The sequence below is a fragment of the Flavobacterium piscinae genome, from assembly GCF_004122145.1.
Taxonomy (GTDB): domain Bacteria; phylum Bacteroidota; class Bacteroidia; order Flavobacteriales; family Flavobacteriaceae; genus Flavobacterium; species Flavobacterium piscinae.
In genome coordinates this window covers 1-23105 of sequence record NZ_SBKQ01000014.1, presented here as the reverse complement: position 1 = coordinate 23105, position 23105 = coordinate 1, and the positions used below count along the sequence as shown (strand labels likewise).

Genomic DNA, 23105 nt, shown 5'->3' with positions numbered 1-23105 from the left:
GTTTATGGAGTTTACAGCCGGAAAGATTAATACATTTTTGTTTTTTAAATTACCTTCTGCCTTTTGGTGCGGTGTGCGAGCCAAAACATTAGATAACAATCAATGTACAGTATCAGTTAAACACCGATGGTTTAATCAAAATCCGTTTAATTCGATGTATTTTGCAGTTCAAGCTATGGCAGCAGAACTTTCAACAGGTGCGTTAGTGATGTATCAGATTAAAAAAAGCGGAAGGAAAATTTCAATGTTGGTCGCTAACAATAAAGGAAATTTCACCAAAAAAGCTACCGGAAGAATCACTTTTGTTTGTCAAGACGGACATTTAATTGAGCAAGCCATTCAAAGAACAATAGCGACCGGAGAAGGTCAAACTTTTTGGATGAAATCGATCGGTAAAGATGAAAAAGGTGATCAAGTTTCTGAAATGGATTTTGAATGGAGTGTACGTTTGAAACATTAAAACTCTTGAAAATCACCTACAACAACCCTTAAACTAATCCTAATTAACTTTACTTTTTGACCCTTTAACGGTAACTTTGTACAAAAATATGTTATGAAAATATTAATCACAGGAGCTACCGGACTGGTTGGAAAAGAATTGATTGCCCTGTTATTAGAAAACGGAAATGAAATTCATTACCTTACCACATCTCAATCAAAAATAGAAAGTAAACCGCATTTTCAGGGGTTCTATTGGAATCCGGATCAAAGTATCATAGATGAAAATTGTTTAATGGGCGTGGATGCCATCATTCATTTAGCAGGGGCAACCGTTTCAAAACGATGGACACCTAATTATAAACAGGAAATTATTGAGAGTAGAACACTTTCCTCCAATTTATTATACACGTGTTTAAAAAATCATCCCAATCAAGTGAAACAAGTAATTTCTGCTTCAGCTATTGGAATTTATCCCGACAGTTTAACTGCAGTTTATACCGAAGAAAATAAATCCGTTGACGATAGATTTTTAGGACAAGTTGTGGTTAAATGGGAGGAAAGCATTGATGTTTTCAGTCGATTGAATCTAAAAGTTTGTAAGCTTCGAATTGGTTTGGTACTCTCAAACAAATGGGGAGCTTTATGCGAAATGATAAAACCAATCAAATTAGGTATTGGTTCTCCGTTTGGTTCGGGAAAACAAGTGCAGTCATGGATTCACATTCACGATTTAGCAGCAATGTTTTATTTTGCTCTTCAAAATCAATGGGAGGGGACTTTTAATGCCGTGGCACCTAATCCGGTGACCAATACTGAACTTACCAAAGCCATTGCCAAAACACTCGGAAAACCGGTTTTTATGCCAAATGTCCCGAAATTTGCCATGAAATTGATTTTAGGTGAAATGCATCAGCTCTTATTTTCCAGTCAGAATGTGAGTGCTGCCAAAGCTGAGAAAAACGGTTTCAAATTTCGTTACCGCGATATAAGTAAAACATTAGATAATTTGTTAACATAAAAAAAGCTCCTCGAATTGAGGAGCTTCTTGTTATAAGTAAGATGAAGTAATAATTATTTTGCAGCAGTAACACTCACTTTTAATTCAATTTCATCATCAACAAATTTATCTTTCAAATCATCAAAAACAGATTTTGAAGCATAATTTACACCCCATTGTGTTCTGTCGATTTTAAATGATTCACTGTTTAACATTACCATATCACCATCAACTGAAATGGTTGCAGGAAAAGAAACCGGTTTAGTAATTCCTTTTAAAGTTAAGTTTCCGGAAACTGTAGTTACCGCATCAACTGTTTCAACAGCAGTAATTTCAAAAGTTCCTTCAGGGAATTTTTTAGTATTGAAGAAATGATCGGCATCCTCTTCTTTTCCTAATCCTTTCAAGTGACCTTCTAAATCTTCTTTCCCGTCGCCTGCTGCTAAATCTAAAACAGTAATACTATTCATGTCAATCGTGAATTTACCGCTTTCTACTTTTCCATTGTTTAAGGATAATTCGCCGCTTGAAAGGGCAATAGTTCCATTGTGTTTTCCGGCTGGTTTTGAACCAATCCATTCGATAGTAGATTTAGTTGCATCTACTTTGTACGTTGTCGCTGTTTCAGCAGCAACTGCAGCATCTTCTACCGGTTCTGTTGTTTCAGCTTTGTCATTTTTACAAGAAGTTAAAGAAAGTGTAGTCAAGATTACTAAGCTTAAAATGATTTTTTTCATAGTTTTAATATTTAAGTTTCAACAAAAGTAGAAAACCAACTAGGAGATTGTTCTTAAAGAAATATTAAATTTTATTTGTTTACTGTTGAAGAAAAAAGGGTAAATGAAAATAATTACGCTGACAATTTGACATTTTTAAACAAATGGCAGTACTTTTGCAATCCAAAATTAATCGAGGAAATGTTTAAAAAAATGTTTAAAAAAATGAATCAGGAAAATACCGAAAATATAGAAAAAGAAGTCGTGGATAATGAAATTGCAGCTGAGCAAAACCAAGAGCATGCTGAGATTCCTGCAATAGAAATGACCAATGAAGAAAAGTTAGAAGAAGAATTAGCCAAAGAAAAAGATAAGTTTTTACGCCTTTTTGCCGAATTTGAAAATTTCAAAAAACGAACTGCCAAAGAGCGAATCGATTTATTTAAAACTGCCAATCAAGAAGTTTTACAAGCCATGTTGCCGGTGATGGACGATTTTGACAGAGCAATGATTCAAATTTCGAAAACAGAAGATGAAACGTTGTTGAAAGGAGTAGAATTAATCCACGAAAAATTAAAATCAACGCTTGTTTCAAAAGGATTAGAGCAAGTAGAAATAAAAGCAGGCGACGATTTTAACGCTGATTTTGCGGAAGCCATTACACAAATTCCTGCACCATCGGAAGATTTGAAAGGCAAAATTGTGGATGTGGTTGAAAAAGGATATAAATTAGGTGATAAAATAATTCGTTTTCCTAAAGTTGTCATTGGTCAGTAATATTTTATTACGACCTTACTTTGTGGAAAAGGAATTGAAAATTTGGATTTTAAATTATGAAAAAAGATTATTACGAAATACTAGGCATCTCCAAAAGTGCTTCTGCAGACGAAATTAAAAAAGCGTACCGCAAGAAAGCAATCGAGTATCACCCTGATAAAAACCCCGGAAACAAAGAAGCGGAAGAAAATTTTAAAAAAGCAGCCGAGGCTTATGAAGTGTTAAGCGATCCTAATAAAAAAGCAAAATATGATCAATATGGTCACGCTGCTTTTGATGGCAATGGCGGATTTGGTGGCGGTGGCGGAATGAATATGGATGACATTTTCAGTCAGTTTGGCGATATTTTTGGTGGTGGTTTTGGTGGTTTCGGCGGTTTTGGCGGTGGCGGAGGTCAACGTCGTATGAAAGGAAGTAATCTCCGCATCAAAGTGAAATTGACGTTGGAAGAAATTGCCAATGGTGTTGAAAAGAAAGTTAAAGTTAAACGTAAAATTCAAGCTCCGGGGGTATCGTATAAAACATGTGGAACGTGTAACGGTTCCGGTCAGGTGTTGCGTGTGACAAACACTATTTTAGGTAGAATGCAAACGGCAACTACGTGTCCAACCTGTGGGGGAGCAGGACAATCCATTAGCTCTAAACCAGCGAATGCCGATGCACAAGGAATGATTTTGGAGGATGAAACCGTTTCGATTAAAATTCCGGCAGGCGTAGTAAACGACATGCAATTAAAAGTTTCCGGAAAAGGAAATGATGCACCGGGCAACGGAGTTCCGGGTGATTTGATAGTAGCGATTGAAGAAATTGAACACGAATTTTTAAAACGAGAAGGGGAAAACCTTCATTATGACTTATATATCAGTGTAGCGGAAGCCGCTTTAGGTGTTTCCAAAGAAATTGAAGCCGTGGGTGGAAAAGTTCGCATTAAATTGGAAGAAGGAATCCAATCCGGAAAGATTTTACGCTTGAAAGGAAAAGGAATTCCGAGTATTAATTCCTATGGAAATGGTGATTTATTAGTCCACATAAATGTATGGACACCCAAGACATTAAACAAAGAACAACGTCAGTTTTTTGAGAAAATGCTGACGGATGATAACTTCATTCCCCATCCTGAAAAAACAGATAAATCTTTTTTTGAAAAAGTTAAGGATATGTTTTCGTAATTTGAAAAATATTTTTACATTTGAACTTTACTAGGAAACTAGTAGATTCTTTTTCATAGCAATTTTTCCCATCCTTGTGCAAATAAGGGTGGGTTTTTTTTTGTTTACCATGAAGGAAGGAAAACACAAAGTTTTATGTTGTAAAAGCTTAATACTATTATTTTTTCACAATTTTAACCGTAGTATTTGAGCTGTCATTAACGTTTAAAAAGTAAATACCATCCGTTAAATTGGAAAGATCATACCATGATTTGAGCGAGTTGAGGTTCGCTTTCAGAACTATTCTTCCCATCATATCAGTTAAATAGAAGGATTTTCCAATGTATTCATCTGAAGTTTCAATCGTTATGAAATCAGGCGTCGGATTCGGGTAAATTTGTATTTCTTTTTTGGGATGATTTACTTCTCCCAAAGACAAAGTACTGACTGTAACAGTTTGTGAATAAGTCGCCGTTCTTCCACATGATTCTACTGTTAATTCAATCGTAAATGTTCCAGTTGAAGTATAATTATGAATGGGATTTATCTCTGTTGAGGTCGTTCCATCCCCAAAATCCCAGAGATAAGAAGTCGCATTTTCTGAGGTGTTGGTCAACGAAAATTGACTGCTACTCAATTCTTCAACCACAAAATTAGCCATCGGGTCATATTCGCCAATGTGCCATTCTAACAATTGGTTAAAAACAATCACTTTAGAAGCCGTTCGAATAGCAGTGGCTACTTCAGTTGAAAGTCCGGCAGTAAAGGTAATTTGTTCAGGATTTTTTCGGAATAAAGTGGCATAAAAACTACACGCAGCGGCATAGGTTCCGGCCACGGAAGGGTGACTTCCATCGGCGGAATACAATTCGATGGTGGGATAATTATCTCTGATGTATCGCCAAACGGCTCCTACAGGAGAAAGTATCGCTTCATTTTCTTCCGCCATGAAACGGTAGCGTTCATTTAATAAATCATCCATGCCGGTGTAGGTGCAAACCGGTGGCCAATTGGCACAATTGGAAGCATCGCCGTTTTTTCTTCCCCAGGTCATGTAAAAAACGGTTTCCGCACAGGGGTTTTGTTGGTTGATAAGATTATTCAACTGTTGAGCGTACGGATATACTTGGTTTTGAACTTGCGAATCGGGAAAAGAAGGGAGTTGACTTTGTTCTTGCAGCACCACAAAATCCCAATTGCCTTGTGCTATTTTATTAAGCGAAGTAGTATTGGTGCTGTGCCCCATCAACGTGTAACCCCCCGGTGTGTAGCTGTCATAAATCAAATCATCGCCGGTGGAGTTGGCAACATTGTCAATCATTAGCGGTAAATTATTGGTAGCGGTATAACTGTTGCCCAAAAACAGGGTGCGTTTCGTACTGTTTTGTCCGTATAGGATGGAAAAACAACTTAAAAAAAACAATCCAACTAAGCGTAATTTTATCTTCATGTTTAATGAATAAGTATTTGCAAGGCGGAAGGTACAAAAAAATGGGGTGAAATAAATTGTTGAGTGAGCGGTTTTTGCGATACTCAGAAGTCGGGAGAATTCGGAGAGAGGAGATTTACTTCCGTAGACCTGTGTTCACCGTGTCATTTCGACCAGAGGGAGAAATCACATAAAGTTGTTGACGAATTTTGCTTAGTGTTATGTGATTTCTCCTGCGTACCCGCTAGTGCGAGCGTCACGCTCGTACACTATTTAATTATCTATTTTTTAAAGATTGATTTTGATTGCGGGAACGAGCGTGACGCTCGCACTAGCGGGGGTTTAAATTTTATAATTTACACTAACCTTGATGAATCTTTCTTCAATTAAATTTTTATAAAATTCAACAATACAATATTTACTTTTTCTAAAATTCAAAGTTAATCTAGTTGAATCATCAAAATTATTTTCACAATAAAAATTTATCTCATTTTTAAAATCAATGATTATTTTTGATAACGAAGAGTTTTTATTAATAATTTTTTTGTAATTATCGTAATGATATTGTGCAGTTAATTGAATTTTTCTATGATTCAAGTATTCATTACTTTCTTTTAATAAGCTATTTACCATTTTTTTAATTTTTAATATATTCAGTTTCTATTTCTATGTTCTGAAAGATGTCTCTAACAGCAATACCAATATTTTGTATATCAGAGATTGTAAGTTTTTTTAGAGGATTAATTACCACAGAATCAATGAGTTCACTTTTTATGATTGGGATCGAGTTATTGTCACTTTTTTCTAATGTAGTTTTATATATTTTATTTTTTAAAAATATTCTGTAAATTAGTATTTTATCTTCATCATTATTGAAAATCACTTCTTTTATATTAATTACATCATCTATTCCAAAAGTAAAATCTATTTCTATTGTTGTATTTGATGAATTATTCATTTTTGTATATGATTTGTATGTTAAAGTTCTTGAATAGTCATTATACTCTAATTTATTATCTATTATGGGACCCCATGTTTTCAAACTCAAATATTCACTTATGTAATTTACAGCTTCTTTTATGTTTTTTTTTGAAGTGTTTTCTATAATTTCCCCTTTTTTTTCTTCATTTTCAATAATCAACAAGTTATCATGAATTGAGTATTTGCCTAGTTTCTTTATTGCAGATTGACCTAAAAGTAGAGGTGAATTGTTTTTATTAATTACACTAGCTTTAACATTTTGTAATATTTTACCATCAATATCAATTGATTTAATATAGATTTGCGACCCTTCAACTATATCACCATTTGCAAGAATGTAGCTAGAATTTCCGATGAAATCATCTTTTGTTAATAATCCTTGTTTCAATAGAAAATTAGCTTCAGTAATTGAGATTGTAACATCTGTTGCACCAGTATCAAAAATGAAATTCATTGGAATGCCATTTACTTTACAAGGTATTTGATAAACTCCACCAATTTGTATCATTTCAATTATTTTTTGAGGAAAACTTTGAATTGAAATTATAAAAACTAAAAGAGTGGTAAATATTTTTTTCATAACATGCATTTCATAAACATTCATTAGATAAAAAAGATAAAAATGTAATATTGTATTAAGATAATCAGACTAATTGATAACAAAAATGAAAAATAATAAGTAATTCCACTTTAATCTAAATTAAGCTAAAATAATTAAATTATTATAAATAAACTTTTTTCTTAAACTCTATTTTAATTATTTTTTCTTTTCTTCAAACCGAACCAAACTAGGGATTGCTGTTGAAAGCCAAAAGTCACGATAAAACTTGAAGAGTTAAGGCAAGGACTTAAAGTAATTATTATGCTAATTAGTTAATTGTTTGATTTATACTGATGTCCTTTGAATAATAAAGGAATTTCAGAAAAATCTTCTTTAATTTTTTGGGCTAAACCATCCAAATCTGGATAAATAGAAAAGCAATTAATATTTAGTTTATGCAAATCTTTTTTTATTGATTCTTTAAATTTGTATGGAATAATGATTTTTCTAAGTCCATAGCTATTTGTGCTTTCAGAAATTAGAACATCTAATGGTTTGATTTCCAGTTTTTTTAATAATGGATGAAGAGTGAAATATCCGCCTTGTGCCTTTACACGTTCATTAATATGTCTAGGAGAAATGAAACTATAATGACAATCATTTTTAAAGCATTTTTCTTTCGCAACTCCATCGTATGAACCAAAAGTTGAGGGTAAATATTCAAAAACACATGCATCTGATTTATTATTTAAATCTTCTACTGCAAAAAATAAAGCATAAAGAGGTGATTCAGTCCAATCAAGTAAACGTGTTGGAAGACCGTGATGTTGTGCAATAACCATTAAATCCAATCTATTTTTTATTTTATACCTTTTTAATAGTGATATTCCTTTTTGATAAAACATATCTAACATTGTCTCCTCTACTAGATCATAGTTTGGAATAATATTATAATTTGAATTGTCATAAACTTCTAATTTTTGTCTGTAAAATGATGGAATAAGTTTCCAATCTTTATCTCCTTGTCCACGATAGACTGGTTGAAAAAGTATAGAAGTTCTATTAGGTATACACTCTAGAAATTGATTTACAGATGTAATTTTTGTTTGAATCATTTTTTTAATTTTTTATAAAAAATTATTTCTTAGTTAGAAAATAAACCATCAATGATTATTTATTTTAATAAATTGTTCAAAATTTCCCTGAATTCTAAAAGATCACTTTCTTTGCCGGATAAAACTTTTGCATTGTATAATTTATCTAAGTTAAGTTCTTTGATTTCAAACTTACGTCTTTTATCAGTAAAAAATATATCTGACGTAATTAGACCATTTGTTATTCTCATAATGTCTATATGATCACTAATGTTTTCTTGTTTACCTTTTATTGTTAAATATGCTCCAATTGAAAATCTGATATTTAATGTTGGAATTCTTTCGAATCCATTTCTCTTTAGTTCATCTAGTAATATTTTAAATTGATTTTCTTTAAAAGAATGCTTGTATGTTAATTGATATAATATTTGATCAATCCAATTAGGGAAATCATGTTTACCATAGTTGTCAGGTCTTATGAAAATTCTTTTTAGTTTTATGTATTCCTCAAGTCTATCAATAAATAAATTAACTTCATTTTTTTTAATTATATTAAATAATTTTTCTTCAATTTTTGGTTCAATATTTTTATTGTTAAGAACTCTTCTAATTTCATTTTGTCGCGAAATTCTAAAATTTATACTTTCATTGAATACTTGATTTACTTGATTAATATGCGAATAAAAATCTTCAAATTTTTTCAAATCATGATTATGTAAAAAAGTTTTTACAGTAAATTTATTATGTCGAATTAACGATGAAATTAATTGTGTAGTAAGAAATAGTTCGTCTTTAAAAAAATAATTATCAGATAATTTTCTAAAATATTCATCATGAATAACAGCATTATTTAATTCTTTTTTTGCTGTTTCAAAAAAATGTTGATGTGAAAGAGGACAGTATATAAAATTATTAATGTGACAAATCTCAAGTAATTTTCTTATTTCTTTCCACAAATCATTGTTTTCTTCTACAAGATTACTAACAATAAATTGGTCAAGATAAATACATATTTTATTTTTTTTATCAATTTTTTTCATTCATTAAATAAAACCTGTCTAAAAATCAATTATTGACTATACAATAGAAATTTAAATATTAACTATTCCACTAAAATACAATAAATTTTATCTTTTAAACTTAAAATGTCATATTTAAATCACTTGTTTGTATAGAACCCGCGTGAGGGATTGCAGCGGAAAGCCCGGAATGTAGCCGAAGCTTGCGGAGGCGAAATGAGGACTTGTAGCGGAAAGCCCGACCCCGTTGCTCTCCACTACTTTTTCTGTACTTGGATTTCTTGCAACGGGGGCACGCCCAAACAAAAAAAATGTACTTTATTTACGGGGTTTTATTTCGGTTTTGGCTGTTATTTCCTATATTTACCCAAACGCAAAAAAGAGTATGAGCAACATCTTAGAAGTTAGGAATGTAGTGAAAACATATGGCGATTATACGGCCTTAAACAATGTTTCGCTTTCGGTTCCAAAGGGAAGTATTTATGGACTTTTGGGTCCGAATGGTGCCGGGAAAACGTCGTTAATTAGAATTATTAATCAAATTACCATGCCGGACAGTGGCGAGGTGTTTTTGGATGGTGAAAAACTAAACCCGAAACATATTCAACACATTGGTTACTTGCCCGAAGAACGCGGTTTGTATAAATCGATGAAAGTAGGCGAGCAGTGTTTGTATCTCGCTCAGTTGAAAGGTTTATCGAAACAAGAAGCCAAAAAACAATTGGATTTTTGGTTTGAAAAACTCGGCATCGAAGGCTGGTGGAACAAAAAAATTGAAGAACTTTCCAAAGGAATGGCTCAAAAAGTACAGTTTGTGGTCACCGTTTTACACAAACCCAAATTACTGATTTTTGATGAGCCGTTTTCAGGGTTTGACCCGGTGAATGCGAACATCATTAAAGACGAAATTTTGGAGTTGAAAAAACAAGGTTCAACCATTATTTTTTCGACGCATCGCATGGAAAGTGTGGAGGAATTGTGTGATGATATTGCCTTGATTCACAAGTCGAATAAGCTGATTGAAGGCAAACTAACCGATGTCAAACGCGAGTATAGAACGCACCATTTTGAAGTGGGAATTTTGACTTCCAACGTGGAAGGATTAATGTATGATTTGACGCAAAAATTCACGGTGAATCCGGCTGAATTTAAATCGCTCAACGACGATTTGAAGTTAGAAATCGGTTTAGGAAACGCCAACCCGAATGAGCTGTTGAGTCTATTAACACAACGCGGACAAGTAACGCATTTTGTGGAGAAAATTCCAACCGCCAATGAAATTTTTATTAAAACCGTAAGTCAAAACTAATGAGTATTTTAAGTTTAATAATCAAAAGAGAATTTATTGCCAAGGTTCGCAATAAATCGTTTATAGTGATGACTTTTTTGAGTCCGCTATTGTTTGTGGGAATTGCTGTTTTTGTTGGGTTTTTGGCTTCGATGAAAGCCGATTTAAAACGCATTGCCATTCATGATGAAGGCGGTAATTTTGTCAAAGAATTTGTGAACGATGAAGAATATGCCTACTATGATTTGTCGAAAATTGATTTGCAATTGGTGAAAGACAGTGTGCTGGGTGAAAGTTACGAAGGGTTGATTTATATTCCGAAAACAGATAGTTTGTCTACGGTGCAAAACCAAGTGCAGTTTATTTCGAATGATAGTCCGTCGATGGATTATATTTTGGATGTGGAAGATATCATTGCTAAGAAAATAACCGACTACAATTATGAAAAATTAGCCATTGATACGGCACGAATCAACTTGGCTAAAGCCGATGTAAATATTGTGTTGAAAAAAGCTTCCGGTGAAGAAACGGTAAAAGGGTTGAATGAAATCAAATTGTTTTTAGGAGGAATTTTTGGTTATTTAATCATGATGTTTATTGTGATTTACGGCAATTTTGTGATGCGAAGTGTGATTGAAGAAAAGACGAATCGCATTATTGAGATTATTATTTCGTCCGTCAAACCTTTTCAGTTGATGATGGGAAAAATCATCGGGAATTCGATGGCGGGCATTTTACAATTTTTGATTTGGACGATTTTGGGATTGATTTTGTTTTTCATTTTTTCTACTGTTTTTGGCATGCAAATGGGAGCCGGTTCTGCGGTTTCTCCGGAAGCGGTTGCACAAGTTAATCCTAGTGGTTTTGCTGAAAAATTACCGTTGTATATCAATGAGTTTAAACAATTACCTTTAGTAACGTTATTGGTTTCCTTTGTGATTTATTTTGTGGGCGGATTCTTTTTATATAGTTCGTTTTATGCTGCCATTGGTGCGGCAGTAGACAATGAAACGGATTCACAACAGTTTTTGTTGCCGATTATTTTGCCTTTGATTTTAGGTGTTTACATTGGATTTTTCACCGTGTTGAATGATCCGCATGGAACGGTGGCAACGGTTTTTTCGATTGTTCCACTCACTTCGCCGATTGTGATGCTGATGCGGATTCCGTTTGGTGTGCCAATATGGCAATTGTTGCTATCAATGGTTTTACTTTTTGCGACTTTTTTAGCCGTTGTTTGGTTTGCAGCCAAAATTTACCGTGTTGGTATTTTGATGTATGGCAAAAAACCATCTTGGAAAGAATTGTATAAATGGATGAAGTATTAGTATGGAAATGATTCAAGATATTATTGATTTTTTTAATTTAAGTTTAATTAAAACCAAAGACATTAATTTAACCGTAGGTGCGGTTGTAGCTCTTGTTGTTGCATTTGTGCTAACGAGTATTGTGCTCAAAATGATTCGAAGAATTGTTACCCGAAAGTTACCATCTGAAGACAAAAATAAATTCATCAGTATTTTTCAGTTTATTCAATACTTGGTGTATTTATTTGTGATTATGTTTACGTTGAACGCTTCCGGCGTTAATATTAGTGTGTTACTTACCGCATCTGCTGCAATCTTTTTAGGCTTAGGATTTGCTTTGCAACAATTGTTTCAAGATTTAATTTCGGGGATTTTAATTATTTTAGACCAGTCATTGCACGTAGGCGATATCATTGAAATTGAAGACAAAGTATGTAGAGTTGAAAAAATAAGCCTGCGTTCTACCAAGGCAATTACTCGAAATCAACGGGTAATGGTGATACCGAATCATAAGTTTTTGAGTGATATTTTATTCAACTGGACTCAGAACAGTACGGTAATCCGCGAAAGCGTCTCGGTTGGAGTTGCTTATGGTTCTGATACAGCTTTAGTAAAACAGGTTTTAATTGATTGTGCAAAAAACAATCCAAGTGTTTTAAAAACGCATGAACCGCTCGTTATTTTTGATAATTTTGGGGATTCTTCATTAGACTTTGAACTTTTCTTTTATGTAGATGATGCTTTTGCATCGCCTAATGTTAAAAGTGATTTGCGATTTGAAATTGATAAACAATTTAGAGCGAACAAAATTTCGATTCCTTTCCCACAAAGAGATTTACACCTGATAAGTAAAACAATTATTGAATAAAATAAGATGCCTAAAATATTAATTATAGAAGACGAAGCAGCCATCCGCAGAGTATTAACCAAAATTCTTTCGGAAGAAAGTGATACGTACCAAGTAGAAGAAGCCGAAGACGGATTATCCGGAGTAGAAAAGATTAAAAACGAAGACTACGATTTGGTACTTTGCGACATCAAAATGCCTAAAATGGATGGGGTAGAAGTGTTGGAAGCGGTAAAAAAAATAAAACCCGAAATTCCGATGGTGATGATTTCCGGTCATGGTGATTTGGAAACGGCTGTCAACACCATGCGATTAGGTGCGTTTGATTACATCTCAAAACCACCCGATTTGAATCGATTGTTGAATACGGTTCGCAATGCGTTAGACCGAAAACAATTGGTTGTAGAAAATAAAATTCTCAAAAAGAAAGTCAGCAAAAATTATGAAATGATTGGTCAATCAGAACCGATTAACCATATCAAAGAAATGATTGAAAAAGTGGCTCCCACTGAAGCTCGAGTGTTGATTACCGGTCCAAACGGAACCGGAAAAGAATTGGTGGCTCATCAACTACATGAAAAAAGTGAGCGTTCTGCTTTTCCGATTATTGAGGTGAATTGTGCTGCCATTCCTTCCGAATTGATTGAAAGTGAATTGTTTGGTCATGTGAAAGGAGCGTTTACGTCTGCGGTTAAAGACCGTGCCGGAAAATTTGAAGCAGCCGATGGCGGAACGATTTTTTTGGATGAAATTGGCGATATGAGTTTAGCTGCTCAAGCGAAAGTTTTGAGAGCATTGCAGGAAAATTTAGTGCAACGAGTGGGGGCGGATAAGGATATCAAAGTGAATGTTCGCGTAATAGCCGCTACCAATAAAGATTTGAAAAAGGAAATTGCTGAAGGTCGTTTTCGCGAAGATTTATACCATCGTTTAGCGGTGATTTTGATTAAAGTCCCGGCTTTGAACGACAGAAGGGATGATATTCCGTTGTTAATAGCACATTTTGCTCATAAAATTGCAGATGAGCAAGGCAATGTAGCTAAGAAATTTTCGGCTAGTGCGATTAAATTGCTCCAAGAATACGATTGGACCGGAAATATTCGCGAACTTCGCAACGTGGTAGAACGCTTGATTATTCTTGGCGGAAGTGAAATTTCGGAGAATGATGTGAAGCTTTTTGCGAGTAAGTGATGAAAACATAAGAATTAAAAAAATCAAAAGAATCAAAAAAATCTAAAAAAAGGATGAAAAAATTTTAGATTTTTTAGATTTTTCATTTTTTTAGATAATCAATATGCAACTAAAAAAAATAAATCCAAAACTTCAACAAGCCCTCATTGAAACTGGTTTGATTGAAGCGAATGAAATACAACAGGATACCTTTTCTACCTTAAAAAGTGGAGTAGATGCGGTCATTCAATCTCCAAACGGAAGCGGAAAATCAACAACTATAGTTTTGAATGTGATTCAGCGATTAGAAAAACCGGTAGGTGAAAGCACACGAGCTTTGGTCATTGTAGAAAACAAAGAAAAGGTCTCAGAAATGGTTGATTTATTCCAAAAATTTGGAAATTATATTGATTTACGTGTGATTGGGGTGCACGAAAAAGGCGATATCGATTACGATAAAAATCAAATATCATTAGGAATGGATGTGTTAATTGGCACACCAACCAAAATTAACGATATGTTTTCTTCTGCCGGATTCAACATGAATACCATTAAAATGTTTGTGGTGGATGATGCCGATGTTTTATTCCGAAATCGTATGGATGCCATCATTTTGCGGCTATCTTTGAGTGTAGAAAAAACCCAACGTCTTTTCTTTTGTTCTACAATTACGGAACGAGTAGAAGTTTTGGCCGATAAAATAATGATAGAACCAGTTTTCTTTGAGGCAGAATAGATTCTGTTGTCGATTGTCATGGATGTACAACGTTAATTTACGAATTACTATTTACTAATCACTAAATACTATAAAGATGGGGATGATGAAAGTATTCTCCGGAAGTGAAATTTTAGCTTCCGCTTTGAGAAAAAAAATAGAGGAAGTAGGAGTAGAAGTGCTTCAAAAAGACAATATCCAATCTGCACGATTGGGAGGTTTTGGCAACTTGGATTTGGCAGTAGAATTGTTTGTTGATGAACGTTATTATGCCAAAGTTGCTCCGGTGATAGAACAATTTAGGATGAGTATTTAAGATGAATTTATCTGAAAATCTTCAAATAATAAGCCAAAACCGAAATAAACACCCCAAAAATTCCAATAAAACCAAACGAATGCCGCAAACTTGTTAGTTCTGCAATTTGTCCAATTACGGGCGGACCCAACAAAAATCCAATAAAACTAATACCGGTAACAATTGTTAAAGCTTCTCCTGTTGGGATGGTTGAACTTCTTCCGGTTGTACTGTAGATGATTGGGATAACATTCGAAACCCCAAAACCAACCAGCATAAAGGCCAACATACAAGGAACTAAAAAGGGGAATACAACGGCTGTATATAATCCCGTTGAGATAGTAATTCCGCTGACAATCAATATATTTTTGGCTCCAAATTTTCGAACCAAAATATCACTTAAAAATCGTCCGAAAGCCATTGTAATCATAAAGGAGGTATAACCCAAAATAACAAGTGCTCCCGGTGCTTTGACGATATCTTTAAAGTAAACACCGCTCCAATCAAACATAATTCCTTCGCTAGCCATACAGCAAAAACCAATTATGCCTAACCAAATTAAATTTTTATCAGGTAGTTGAAACTTGAATTTGGGTCCAGAAACTTCTTTAGCATTTGATTTAACTTTTACTAAATGACGATAGTTTGCCCATATTAAAAAGCCTACTAAAAGTAGAACGATGATAAAATGTTGATGCGGAGTTAGTTTAAGAGCCATCATACCTAGCCCAACAAGAGCACCGCAAAATCCTGCTAAGCTCCACGAACCATGAAAAGAGCCCATGATCGGTTTTTTGAAAATTTGTTCGGTGAAAAAGCCTTGCGTATTCATTGAAATATTACAAAATTGACTACCTATTCCAAATAAAAACAAAGCTAGAGCCAATTGCCAAGCTTGTGAAACCAGACCAATATTGGTTAGACTAAAGGCATAAAATGGTAAGGATAGGAGTAATACTTTACGACTTCCGAATCGCGTAACCACTTTTCCGGAAAATGGCATAGCAGAAAGTTGTCCAATGGGAAGTGCAAAAAGAAGTGTTCCCAGTTCGCCTTCGCTTAGTTGTAATGTAGTTTTAATATCCGGAATTCTGCTGGCCCATGAAGCAAAACAAAATCCCATTCCAAAATAAAAGAAACTCATCGCCAAACGAATTCTATTTAAATATGACTGCTTGGCTTTACGATAGGTTTTTTTATGCTTTTGTTGCGGAATAATCTTTCTTAAAAAACTATAATCAAATAGAGGCATAAAATGAATTCGCTTTTTGAGTGAGCAAAATTAACCAAAAAATAGTGTTTTGACTCCCTTTTGATTAGATTGACGAACGATTTGTTTGTTTTTCAACAATTGTAAATGCATTTTATCAAATTCAAAAATAATCGTTTTATTTATTATCATTTTCAAACTTCAAGATTCCACAAATCGATTATCTTTGCACCTTGAAAAAATCGAATATTCCTTAAATCGAACAATCGAATAATCCAAAAACCCAACAATCTAAAAATGATTACAGTAAACGATATCTCCGTTCACTTTGGCGGAACCACTTTGTTCAGCGATGTTTCTTTTGCCATCAATGAAAACGACAAAATTGCCTTGATGGGAAAAAATGGAGCCGGAAAATCTACATTATTAAAGATTATTGCCGGTGTTTCTAAACCTTCTTCGGGAACAATTTCTGCTCCAAAGGAAGCGGTTATTGCCTATTTACCTCAGCATTTGTTAACCAAAGATGAAGCAACCGTAATGGAAGAAGCCTCAAAAGCTTTTGCTGAGGTTTTTGACATGAAAGCTGAAATCGATGCATTGAATGATCAATTAACCATTCGAACCGATTATGAAAGCGACGATTACATGAAGTTAATCGAACGGGTTTCGGAATTGAGTGAGAAATACTATTCGATAGAAGAAGTAAATTATGAAGCTGAGGTTGAAAAAGTATTAAAAGGATTAGGTTTTGAAAGAGAAGATTTTACCCGACCCACTTCAGAATTTTCCGGAGGTTGGCGAATGAGAATTGAATTGGCAAAAATATTATTGAAAAAACCCGATTTGATTTTGTTGGATGAGCCCACAAACCATATGGATATTGAGAGTATTCAATGGTTAGAAGATTTTTTAATTAATTCGGCCAAGGCGGTGATTGTGATTTCGCACGATAGAGCTTTTGTGGATAACATTACCAATAGAACTATCGAGGTAACGATGGGTCGTATTTATGACTACAAAGCTAAATATTCACATTATTTAGAGCTTCGCAAAGACAGAAGAGTTCATCAACAAAAAGCTTACGATGAACAACAAAAAATGATTGCGGAAAACATGGAGTTTATTGAGCGTTTTAAAGGAACCTATTCCAAAACACTCCAAGTGCAATCACGCGTAAAAATGCTCGAAAAATTAGTTCCCGTTGAAATTGATGAAATTGATAATTCCGCTTTGAGGTTGAAATTTCCGCCTTCGGTTCGTTCCGGTCAATATCCGGTAGTGGTGAAAGATTTACACAAAAGTTATGATGACAAAGTTATTTTCAAAGATGCCAATATTGTGATAGAAAGAGGGCAGAAGGTTGCTTTTGTGGGGAAAAATGGAGAAGGAAAATCGACCATGATTAAAGCCATTATGAAAGAAATTGAAATCAACGGCGGAAGTGTTGAGATCGGACACAATGCTCAAATTGGCTATTTTGCACAAAATCAAGCTTCGTTGTTAGATGAGAATTTGACTATTTTTGAAACGATAGATACCATTGCGGTAGGCGAAATTCGCACACAAATTAAAAACATACTTGGAGCGTTCATGTTCCAAGGGGATGACATTACTAAAAAGGTAAAAGTACTTTCCGGTGGTGAAAAAACACGTTTAGCAATGATAAAATTGTTGCTTGAACCGGTTAATTTACTCATTCTCGATGAACCTTCGAACCACTTAGATATGAAAACCAAAGACATCATCAAAGAGGCGTTGCGGGATTTTGACGGTACGTTGATACTCGTTTCCCACGACCGTGATTTCCTCGACGGTTTGGCAACCAAAGTATTCGAATTTGGTAATAAACGTGTGAAAGAGCATTTTGAAGACATCAAAGGATTCTTGGCCATGAAAAAAATGGAAAACCTTCGCGAAATCGAAAAATAAGCTGTAAAAATAATTTGGGCGTGACCACAAGGGTCGGGCTTTTCGTTACAAGTCCTCGTCCAAAGGTTGAGTTTTTGTCGGGTTGTGCTTGGCTTCCGTTGGTCGCCATCACAACCCGCAAAAACTCAACCTTTGTCCTGTGGGCTTTCCACTTCAATCCCTCACGCAATTTCATTTACATCAGAGATATAAAAAAACATCCCGCTAAAATCAACGGGATGTTTTCGAAAGGTAATCTAATTAACAAGTATTTATAAAGCAGTAATAATGAATTGGCTTCTTCTGTTCAATTGGTGCTCGGCTTCGGTACATTCTACGCCATCAGCACATTTGTTTACCAATTGTGTTTCTCCGTAACCTTTTGCAGTTAAGCGTTCCGGTGCAATACCGTTTTTGATTAACCAATCACGGGTAGATTTTGCTCTTCTGTCAGACAACACTTCGTTGTAACGGTGTGTTTGACGGCTATCTGTATGTGAACGAATATCAATTTTCATGTTTGGATATTCATTTAAAACATCTAATATTTTGGCAATATCAACCGCTGCATCAGGACGAATGTTCCATTTATCTAAATCAAAATAAATCAAGTTGATTCCAAATACATCGGCTAAATCTCCACCAATAGGAATGCTTTTCACCGCTTTTTCCAATTCAATCGGCAATTCAGTTGAGCCGCTTTCTTTAGCTATAATTACAGGTACTTCTTTGGTGGTGTATTCCGGTTGTTCAGCACGAACGTAGTATTTCTTCTCACATTCAACTTCACCAAAGTCATAACGACCATCCGGACCTGAAACTGTTTCTTTTAACTTGTTGAAATTTTCATCAAACAAAGTCAATTTTGTGTTTGGTAAAATGGCTCCCGTTTCTTCGTCGGTAACAATTCCGGCTAACAATTGTTCGCAATCAAATTGTAATTCTTTTGTTTCAAGGAATTTATAGATATCATCGTTTCCTACACCATTTGGTCGGTTAGAAGATAAAAATCCTCTTTTATTGGCTTTATTGATAATCAAGGCAAAATCATCAAATGGACTGTTGGCTGGTTCTCCAATATTGTGTACTTGTTGAAAAGAACCGTCTTTTTCTAATTTAGTAACAAAAATATCTAAACCACCTAAACCGGGATGACCGTCTGAAGCAAAATACAATTCATTGTCTGAAGTAATGAAAGGAAATGTTTCACGACCTTCGGTATTAATGTCACCTAAATTAACCGGAGTTCCATAAGAATCTTCAGCTAATATATCCACTTTGTATATGTCAGACAATCCTTTTGTACCAGGCATGTCAGACGCAAAGTACAATGTTTTTTCATCTGCACTCAATGTAGGGTGAGCCACTTGATAACTATCGCTATTAAAAGGGAGTTCTTTAATGTTTGTCCATTTTTCATCCACTAAAGTAGCTTTGTAAATTTTCAATAAAGTTACTTTATTGGCATCTTTTCCTTTTTTACCATCCAAGTAATTGTTTCTGGTAAAGTAGACTGTTTTACCATCTTTAGTAAATGCCGGTGTTGATTCATGGAATTTTGAGTTCAATTTTTTTCCATAACGGTCAGTGTTCGAAAGAGCACCCTCTGCACTCAAATCGGCACCATACAAATTAGAGAAATACTGATCTGTCCAAGTGTGTTTTCTTTTGGAGAAATTTCCGGTATCACGCGTGGAAGTAAAAACCACTTTATCCATGTAAAAAGCCGGTCCATAATCGGAATACTCTGAATTAATTCCCGCATCCTCAATGTTATAACGACCTGAATTTCTTTTGATAGCTTCGCGGTAATCTTTTTGTTCCTTGGCTAAAAGCCCACGTTTATCATTTCCGCTTTTGACATTAAATGCAGCCATCATTTCATCCGCTTTAGTATAATTGCCAACAGCTTTTAATGATTGGGCATAACGGAAATAATTTTCTGCTTCCACATCTTGCGTCATAGCAAACAATTCGCCATACCATTTTTCTGCATTAACTAAATCGGCATTGAAATAATAGGCATTTGCAATCTTTTGCAACATATCAGGATTTTTATATCCTTTTTCTGCAATTCGCTCATAGGTTTTTATGGCATCTATGTACGCGAATTTGTCGTAGTTTTTATCAGCTTTGCGTTCACCTGCTTTTTGCGAGTAAACATTTACAGCAATTAAACTAAACAAGGCGATGTATATAAATTTAATTTTCATGACTGTTGCTTTATTAGAAGAATCTAGGTGATACAATTTTACTGTGTTTTTTGAATAATTCAAAGCGTAAGAAAATCTCATGCGAACCTGAATTAAAACGTCTTAATCGAGTTGTTTCATGGTCATAACCATAACCAATAAAAAGCCCGTCTGTAATTTGGAAACCAGCCATGGCACTCACGGCAGCATCCCAACGCCAAGCAGCTCCAAGCATAAACTTATCATTGTATAAAAAGTTTGCTGAAACATCTACTTGCAGTGGTGCACCTTCTACCGCTTTGGTCAATAAAGCAGGTTTGAATTTCAGATTATAAGTTAAATCAAAAACATAACCGGCGATAAGGTAGAAGTTCATTCGTTCAGCATTTAATGCAACATCGTTATCATTGTATCTTTTAGTCTCAAAAAAATTAGGTACAGAAAGTCCAACATACATTTTGTCTGAATGAAAATACACACCAGCTCCAATGTTAGGAGTAAACTGATTATCGATATTAGTGAGTAATAATTCATCACTCCCATCGGCAGGAGTAAGTTTAGAGACGTCTAGATTAAATAAATTCGCAGTTCCTTTTACTCCAAAAGAGAGTTTAAAAGTTTCCGAAGTTTTAACAGTATATGATACGTCAGCAGAAATTGCATTTTCGCTAGTAGGTCCAATTTTGTCATTTACAAATGACAATCCTATTCCAAGATTACTATTGTTAATAGGAGTGTTAACAGAGAATGCGTTTGTTGTAGGTGCTCCGTCTAAACCAACCCATTGGGTGCGGTGTAAACCGAAAATACTCATTGCTCCTCTAGATCCCGCGTAGGCCGGATTCACATTGATTGTGTTATACATGTATTGTGTATATTGAGCGTCTTGTTGGGCAAGTGCTACAAAACCTGTAAACATCAAAGCGATTAATAAAAATTTTGTTCTCATTTTGTTTCTTTTTTTAGAAACCTGAGGGTGGGGTAACCCTCAGGAGTTTTTAATTTTATCTTGTTAGGTATAAATAACCGGATTTGTTTACAACATTTCCATCTACAGTAGTATAATTAATGATGTAGAAATAAGTTCCAGTTGGTAGTTCTGCATTTTTGTTTAAGGTTGCTCTACCTTCTGAGATTCCTTCAAATCTTCTATCATTGTTATTATAGTTTTCTACTTCATATACTAACACGCCCCAACGGTTATAGATTTCTACAGTGTTACTTGTATAACACTCAGTGTTTTCAATGTTTTTAATAGAAAAATATTCATTAAGTGCATCACCATTTGGTGTAAATGCATTGTTTATTTCAATCGCATCACATGGGAACACCAGACAGTCGTCGTTTACATTCATTGTAACTTCATAAACTCTTGGACAATCCCCTTGAGTAATTTCATACTGCAAGATATAATTTCCAATTGAAGAAACTTCACTAGGGCTGAAAATATTTCCATTCAATGCTCCAGTGTTGTTTACATCTACCCAAACACCTCCGGTAGTTCCCACAGGAAGTAAATTGTCTAAATTAACTGTCGTTATATCACCGATACATGATTCTGCATCAATTCTAATTAAACTGTCTTGAATGTTTACAGTGATTGTTTGTGTAAATTCTGAATTATTTCCACAGTTGTCACCTACAATCCATGTTCTAACTATCGTGTAAGAGGCACTTGACTCATTTGTAATTTGTTCATCAAATAGGATGTTTACATCATCAATACCTGAACAAGCATCAGTGAATAATAATTGCGGTACCTCAGGAATTGCATCACAATTAACAGTTATTTCACTATCAAATTCAGATGCCACCGGACCGGTTGTATCAATAACAGTGATCATTTGTTGATGTGTTGCAGTATTTCCGCATTCATCAGTTGCTTCCCATGTTCTAACAATCATATAACTACCCGGACAATCACCTGGTTCTGTAATTACATTTTCGACAACAGAAGCAGTACCACAGTTGTCAATAGCTGTAAGGGTAGCCATTGCAGGGATAGCATCACATTCTACAGTTAATTCTGTAGCAGGGAGCTCTTCTACGAAAGCAGGAACAACTATATCATTTACTGTAATCGTTTGAGAAATTGCAGTTTCATTACCACATTCATCTACAAAAGCCCAAGTTCTAGTGATTACGAACGAGTTCGGACAATCACCGGCTACAGTTGTATCAACACCTTCCACAGTGATTTCACCGGCACAATTATCCGTAGCGGTTAATGAAATGGTTGCCGGTACCTCAGAAGCACAAGCCACAGTAACAGCAGCAGGAGCTTCCGGAGCCACAGGAGCAGTATTGTCTTGTACAGCAAAAGTAGCTGAAGTGGTAGCAGTATTTCCACACGCATCAGTAGCAGTGAAAATCACAGTTATTGCTGTAGAACAGTCATTTGATAATTCACTGAAATTATTCGACCAAGTTACTTCAGAACAGTTGTCAGTAGCAGTAGCTCCACCGTTAGAATTTATCCAAGCTGTAATAGCCTCTTGGTTACCAGAACCGTCACACTCCACAACAAGACTAGTTGCTTCGGTAGTTATTTCGGGTTGAATAGTATCGTTTACAGTAATTGTTTGCGAAATTACAGTTTCATTACCACATTCATCCACAAATGTCCAAGTTCTAGTGATTACGAATGAATTCGGGCAATCACCTGCCACAGTTGTATCAACCCCTTCTGCCGAGATTTCACCGGCACAATTATCCGTAGCGGTTAATGAAATGGTTGCCGGTACTTCAGAAGCACAAGCTACAGTTACATCTGCAGGAGTTTCAGGAGCCACAGGAGCAGTACTATCTTGTACAGCAAAAGTAGCTGAAGTGGTAGCGGTATTTCCACATGCATCAGTTGCAGTGAAAATTACAGTTATAGACGTTGAACAATCGTTCGTTAAAGTATTGAAATCGTTTGTCCAAGTAACATCAGAACAGTTGTCAGTAGCAGTAGCACCACCATTGGAAGCTAACCAAGCTTCAATATCACTTTCATTACCTGTACCGTCACATTCTACAACAATA

The 23105-nt window shown here is 34.9% G+C and carries 21 protein-coding genes; 11 read left to right on the top strand and 10 right to left on the bottom strand.

All coding sequences use genetic code 11. The features are described 5' to 3' along the window. Positions 1–4: 4 nt before the first annotated feature. A complete protein-coding gene (locus EQG68_RS12845; protein WP_129465293.1) occupies positions 5–460 on the top strand; it encodes a DUF4442 domain-containing protein in 456 nt (151 codons plus the stop codon). A gap of 93 nt (positions 461–553) precedes the next feature. Beyond that, positions 554–1459, top strand: a complete 906-nt coding sequence (locus EQG68_RS12840) for a TIGR01777 family oxidoreductase (RefSeq protein WP_129465292.1) — start codon at positions 554–556, stop codon at positions 1457–1459. A 53-nt stretch (positions 1460–1512) separates the two neighbouring features. Here the strand turns inward: EQG68_RS12840 and EQG68_RS12835 are convergent, their stop codons facing one another. Then, positions 1513–2175: a YceI family protein gene (locus EQG68_RS12835; protein WP_129465291.1), complete on the bottom strand. Its 663-nt coding sequence runs from the start codon at positions 2173–2175 to the stop codon at positions 1513–1515. Between the two features lie 180 nt (positions 2176–2355). Between EQG68_RS12835 and EQG68_RS12830 the strand changes: the two genes are divergently transcribed. Both EQG68_RS12830 and dnaJ read left to right on the top strand, forming a co-directional pair. Beyond that, the gene (locus EQG68_RS12830) at positions 2356–2931 is read left to right on the top strand and encodes a nucleotide exchange factor GrpE (RefSeq protein WP_129465290.1); all 576 of its coding nucleotides are present in this window, start codon (positions 2356–2358) and stop codon (positions 2929–2931) included. 56 nt (positions 2932–2987) lie between these two features. Continuing rightward, complete coding sequence (dnaJ, locus tag EQG68_RS12825) at positions 2988–4100, top strand: molecular chaperone DnaJ (RefSeq protein ID WP_129465289.1); 1113 nt, start codon at positions 2988–2990, stop codon at positions 4098–4100. Between the two features lie 157 nt (positions 4101–4257). Here dnaJ and EQG68_RS15340 read toward each other — a convergent pair whose 3' ends face one another. The 5 genes from EQG68_RS15340 to EQG68_RS12800 all read right to left on the bottom strand — a co-directional run bounded on the left by EQG68_RS15340 (position 4258) and on the right by EQG68_RS12800 (position 9164). Next, positions 4258–5529 carry a PKD domain-containing protein gene (locus EQG68_RS15340; protein WP_129465288.1) on the bottom strand — a complete coding sequence of 424 codons (1272 nt, stop codon included), beginning with the start codon at positions 5527–5529 and terminating at the stop codon, positions 4258–4260. A 321-nt stretch (positions 5530–5850) separates the two neighbouring features. Then, positions 5851–6141: a hypothetical protein gene (locus EQG68_RS12815; protein ID WP_129465287.1), complete on the bottom strand. Its 291-nt coding sequence runs from the start codon at positions 6139–6141 to the stop codon at positions 5851–5853. 4 nt (positions 6142–6145) lie between these two features. Next, positions 6146–7069 carry a retropepsin-like aspartic protease family protein gene (locus EQG68_RS12810; RefSeq protein ID WP_164975459.1) on the bottom strand — a complete coding sequence of 308 codons (924 nt, stop codon included), beginning with the start codon at positions 7067–7069 and terminating at the stop codon, positions 6146–6148. 293 nt (positions 7070–7362) lie between these two features. Next, entirely contained in the window at positions 7363–8145 is a 783-nt protein-coding gene (locus EQG68_RS12805; RefSeq protein WP_129465285.1) for an FRG domain-containing protein, read from the bottom strand. 59 nt (positions 8146–8204) lie between these two features. Next, entirely contained in the window at positions 8205–9164 is a 960-nt protein-coding gene (locus EQG68_RS12800; RefSeq protein WP_129465284.1) for a hypothetical protein, read from the bottom strand. 364 nt (positions 9165–9528) lie between these two features. Here EQG68_RS12800 and EQG68_RS12795 point away from each other — a divergent pair, with 364 nt between their 5' ends. The 6 genes from EQG68_RS12795 (at position 9529) to EQG68_RS12770 (ending at position 14786) form a co-directional block, all read left to right on the top strand. Then, the gene (locus EQG68_RS12795) at positions 9529–10452 is read left to right on the top strand and encodes an ABC transporter ATP-binding protein (RefSeq protein WP_129465283.1); all 924 of its coding nucleotides are present in this window, start codon (positions 9529–9531) and stop codon (positions 10450–10452) included. Next, a complete protein-coding gene (locus EQG68_RS12790; protein WP_129465282.1) occupies positions 10452–11759 on the top strand; it encodes an ABC transporter permease in 1308 nt (435 codons plus the stop codon). The genes EQG68_RS12795 and EQG68_RS12790 overlap by 1 nt, the downstream gene beginning before the upstream one ends. Position 11760: 1 nt before the next feature. After that, on the top strand, positions 11761–12606 hold the full coding sequence (locus tag EQG68_RS12785) for a mechanosensitive ion channel family protein (RefSeq protein ID WP_246011751.1): 846 nt from the start codon (positions 11761–11763) through the stop codon (positions 12604–12606). A gap of 6 nt (positions 12607–12612) precedes the next feature. Next, a complete protein-coding gene (locus tag EQG68_RS12780; RefSeq protein ID WP_129465281.1) occupies positions 12613–13776 on the top strand; it encodes a sigma-54-dependent transcriptional regulator in 1164 nt (387 codons plus the stop codon). A gap of 103 nt (positions 13777–13879) precedes the next feature. Beyond that, the gene (locus EQG68_RS12775; RefSeq protein WP_129465280.1) at positions 13880–14491 is read left to right on the top strand and encodes a DEAD/DEAH box helicase; all 612 of its coding nucleotides are present in this window, start codon (positions 13880–13882) and stop codon (positions 14489–14491) included. Positions 14492–14567: 76 nt separating this feature from the next. Continuing rightward, positions 14568–14786 carry a putative signal transducing protein gene (locus tag EQG68_RS12770; protein WP_129465279.1) on the top strand — a complete coding sequence of 73 codons (219 nt, stop codon included), beginning with the start codon at positions 14568–14570 and terminating at the stop codon, positions 14784–14786. Between the two features lie 7 nt (positions 14787–14793). Here the strand turns inward: EQG68_RS12770 and EQG68_RS12765 are convergent, their stop codons facing one another. Next, positions 14794–16017 (bottom strand): MFS transporter, encoded by a 1224-nt coding sequence (locus EQG68_RS12765; RefSeq protein WP_129465278.1) that lies wholly within the window; start codon positions 16015–16017, stop codon positions 14794–14796. A gap of 255 nt (positions 16018–16272) precedes the next feature. On the opposite strand from EQG68_RS12765, the gene EQG68_RS12760 reads away from it, so the two are divergent. Then, positions 16273–17907 (top strand): ABC-F family ATP-binding cassette domain-containing protein, encoded by a 1635-nt coding sequence (locus EQG68_RS12760; RefSeq protein ID WP_129465277.1) that lies wholly within the window; start codon positions 16273–16275, stop codon positions 17905–17907. Between the two features lie 251 nt (positions 17908–18158). On the opposite strand, the gene EQG68_RS12755 is transcribed toward EQG68_RS12760, so the two are convergent. The 3 genes from EQG68_RS12755 to EQG68_RS12745 all read right to left on the bottom strand — a co-directional run. Further along, the gene (locus tag EQG68_RS12755) at positions 18159–20099 is read right to left on the bottom strand and encodes an OmpA family protein (protein ID WP_129465276.1); all 1941 of its coding nucleotides are present in this window, start codon (positions 20097–20099) and stop codon (positions 18159–18161) included. Between the two features lie 13 nt (positions 20100–20112). Then, positions 20113–21027, bottom strand: a complete 915-nt coding sequence (locus tag EQG68_RS12750; protein ID WP_129465275.1) for a PorP/SprF family type IX secretion system membrane protein — start codon at positions 21025–21027, stop codon at positions 20113–20115. A 55-nt stretch (positions 21028–21082) separates the two neighbouring features. Then, the coding region (locus EQG68_RS12745) for a gliding motility-associated C-terminal domain-containing protein (RefSeq protein WP_164975458.1) at positions 21083–23105 on the bottom strand (2023 nt) is incomplete at its 5' end.

What these genes read in the sequence shown, in the direction of transcription:
- EQG68_RS12750 (WP_129465275.1), bottom strand. Translation starts at nt 21,027, where the DNA reads ATGAGAACAAAATTTTTATTAATCGCTTTGATGTTTACAGGTTTTGTA.
- EQG68_RS12810 (WP_164975459.1), bottom strand. Translation starts at nt 7,069, where the DNA reads ATGAAAAAAATATTTACCACTCTTTTAGTTTTTATAATTTCAATTCAA.
- EQG68_RS12795 (WP_129465283.1), top strand. Translation starts at nt 9,529, where the DNA reads ATGAGCAACATCTTAGAAGTTAGGAATGTAGTGAAAACATATGGCGAT.
- EQG68_RS15340 (WP_129465288.1), bottom strand. Translation starts at nt 5,529, where the DNA reads ATGAAGATAAAATTACGCTTAGTTGGATTGTTTTTTTTAAGTTGTTTT.
- EQG68_RS12800 (WP_129465284.1), bottom strand. Translation starts at nt 9,164, where the DNA reads ATGAAAAAAATTGATAAAAAAAATAAAATATGTATTTATCTTGACCAA.
- EQG68_RS12805 (WP_129465285.1), bottom strand. Translation starts at nt 8,145, where the DNA reads ATGATTCAAACAAAAATTACATCTGTAAATCAATTTCTAGAGTGTATA.
- EQG68_RS12780 (WP_129465281.1), top strand. Translation starts at nt 12,613, where the DNA reads ATGCCTAAAATATTAATTATAGAAGACGAAGCAGCCATCCGCAGAGTA.
- EQG68_RS12790 (WP_129465282.1), top strand. Translation starts at nt 10,452, where the DNA reads ATGAGTATTTTAAGTTTAATAATCAAAAGAGAATTTATTGCCAAGGTT.
- EQG68_RS12785 (WP_246011751.1), top strand. Translation starts at nt 11,761, where the DNA reads ATGGAAATGATTCAAGATATTATTGATTTTTTTAATTTAAGTTTAATT.
- EQG68_RS12845 (WP_129465293.1), top strand. Translation starts at nt 5, where the DNA reads ATGGAGTTTACAGCCGGAAAGATTAATACATTTTTGTTTTTTAAATTA.
- dnaJ (WP_129465289.1), top strand. Translation starts at nt 2,988, where the DNA reads ATGAAAAAAGATTATTACGAAATACTAGGCATCTCCAAAAGTGCTTCT.
- EQG68_RS12835 (WP_129465291.1), bottom strand. Translation starts at nt 2,175, where the DNA reads ATGAAAAAAATCATTTTAAGCTTAGTAATCTTGACTACACTTTCTTTA.
- EQG68_RS12755 (WP_129465276.1), bottom strand. Translation starts at nt 20,099, where the DNA reads ATGAAAATTAAATTTATATACATCGCCTTGTTTAGTTTAATTGCTGTA.
- EQG68_RS12770 (WP_129465279.1), top strand. Translation starts at nt 14,568, where the DNA reads ATGGGGATGATGAAAGTATTCTCCGGAAGTGAAATTTTAGCTTCCGCT.
- EQG68_RS12775 (WP_129465280.1), top strand. Translation starts at nt 13,880, where the DNA reads ATGCAACTAAAAAAAATAAATCCAAAACTTCAACAAGCCCTCATTGAA.
- EQG68_RS12815 (WP_129465287.1), bottom strand. Translation starts at nt 6,141, where the DNA reads ATGGTAAATAGCTTATTAAAAGAAAGTAATGAATACTTGAATCATAGA.
- EQG68_RS12840 (WP_129465292.1), top strand. Translation starts at nt 554, where the DNA reads ATGAAAATATTAATCACAGGAGCTACCGGACTGGTTGGAAAAGAATTG.
- EQG68_RS12830 (WP_129465290.1), top strand. Translation starts at nt 2,356, where the DNA reads ATGTTTAAAAAAATGTTTAAAAAAATGAATCAGGAAAATACCGAAAAT.
- EQG68_RS12760 (WP_129465277.1), top strand. Translation starts at nt 16,273, where the DNA reads ATGATTACAGTAAACGATATCTCCGTTCACTTTGGCGGAACCACTTTG.
- EQG68_RS12765 (WP_129465278.1), bottom strand. Translation starts at nt 16,017, where the DNA reads ATGCCTCTATTTGATTATAGTTTTTTAAGAAAGATTATTCCGCAACAA.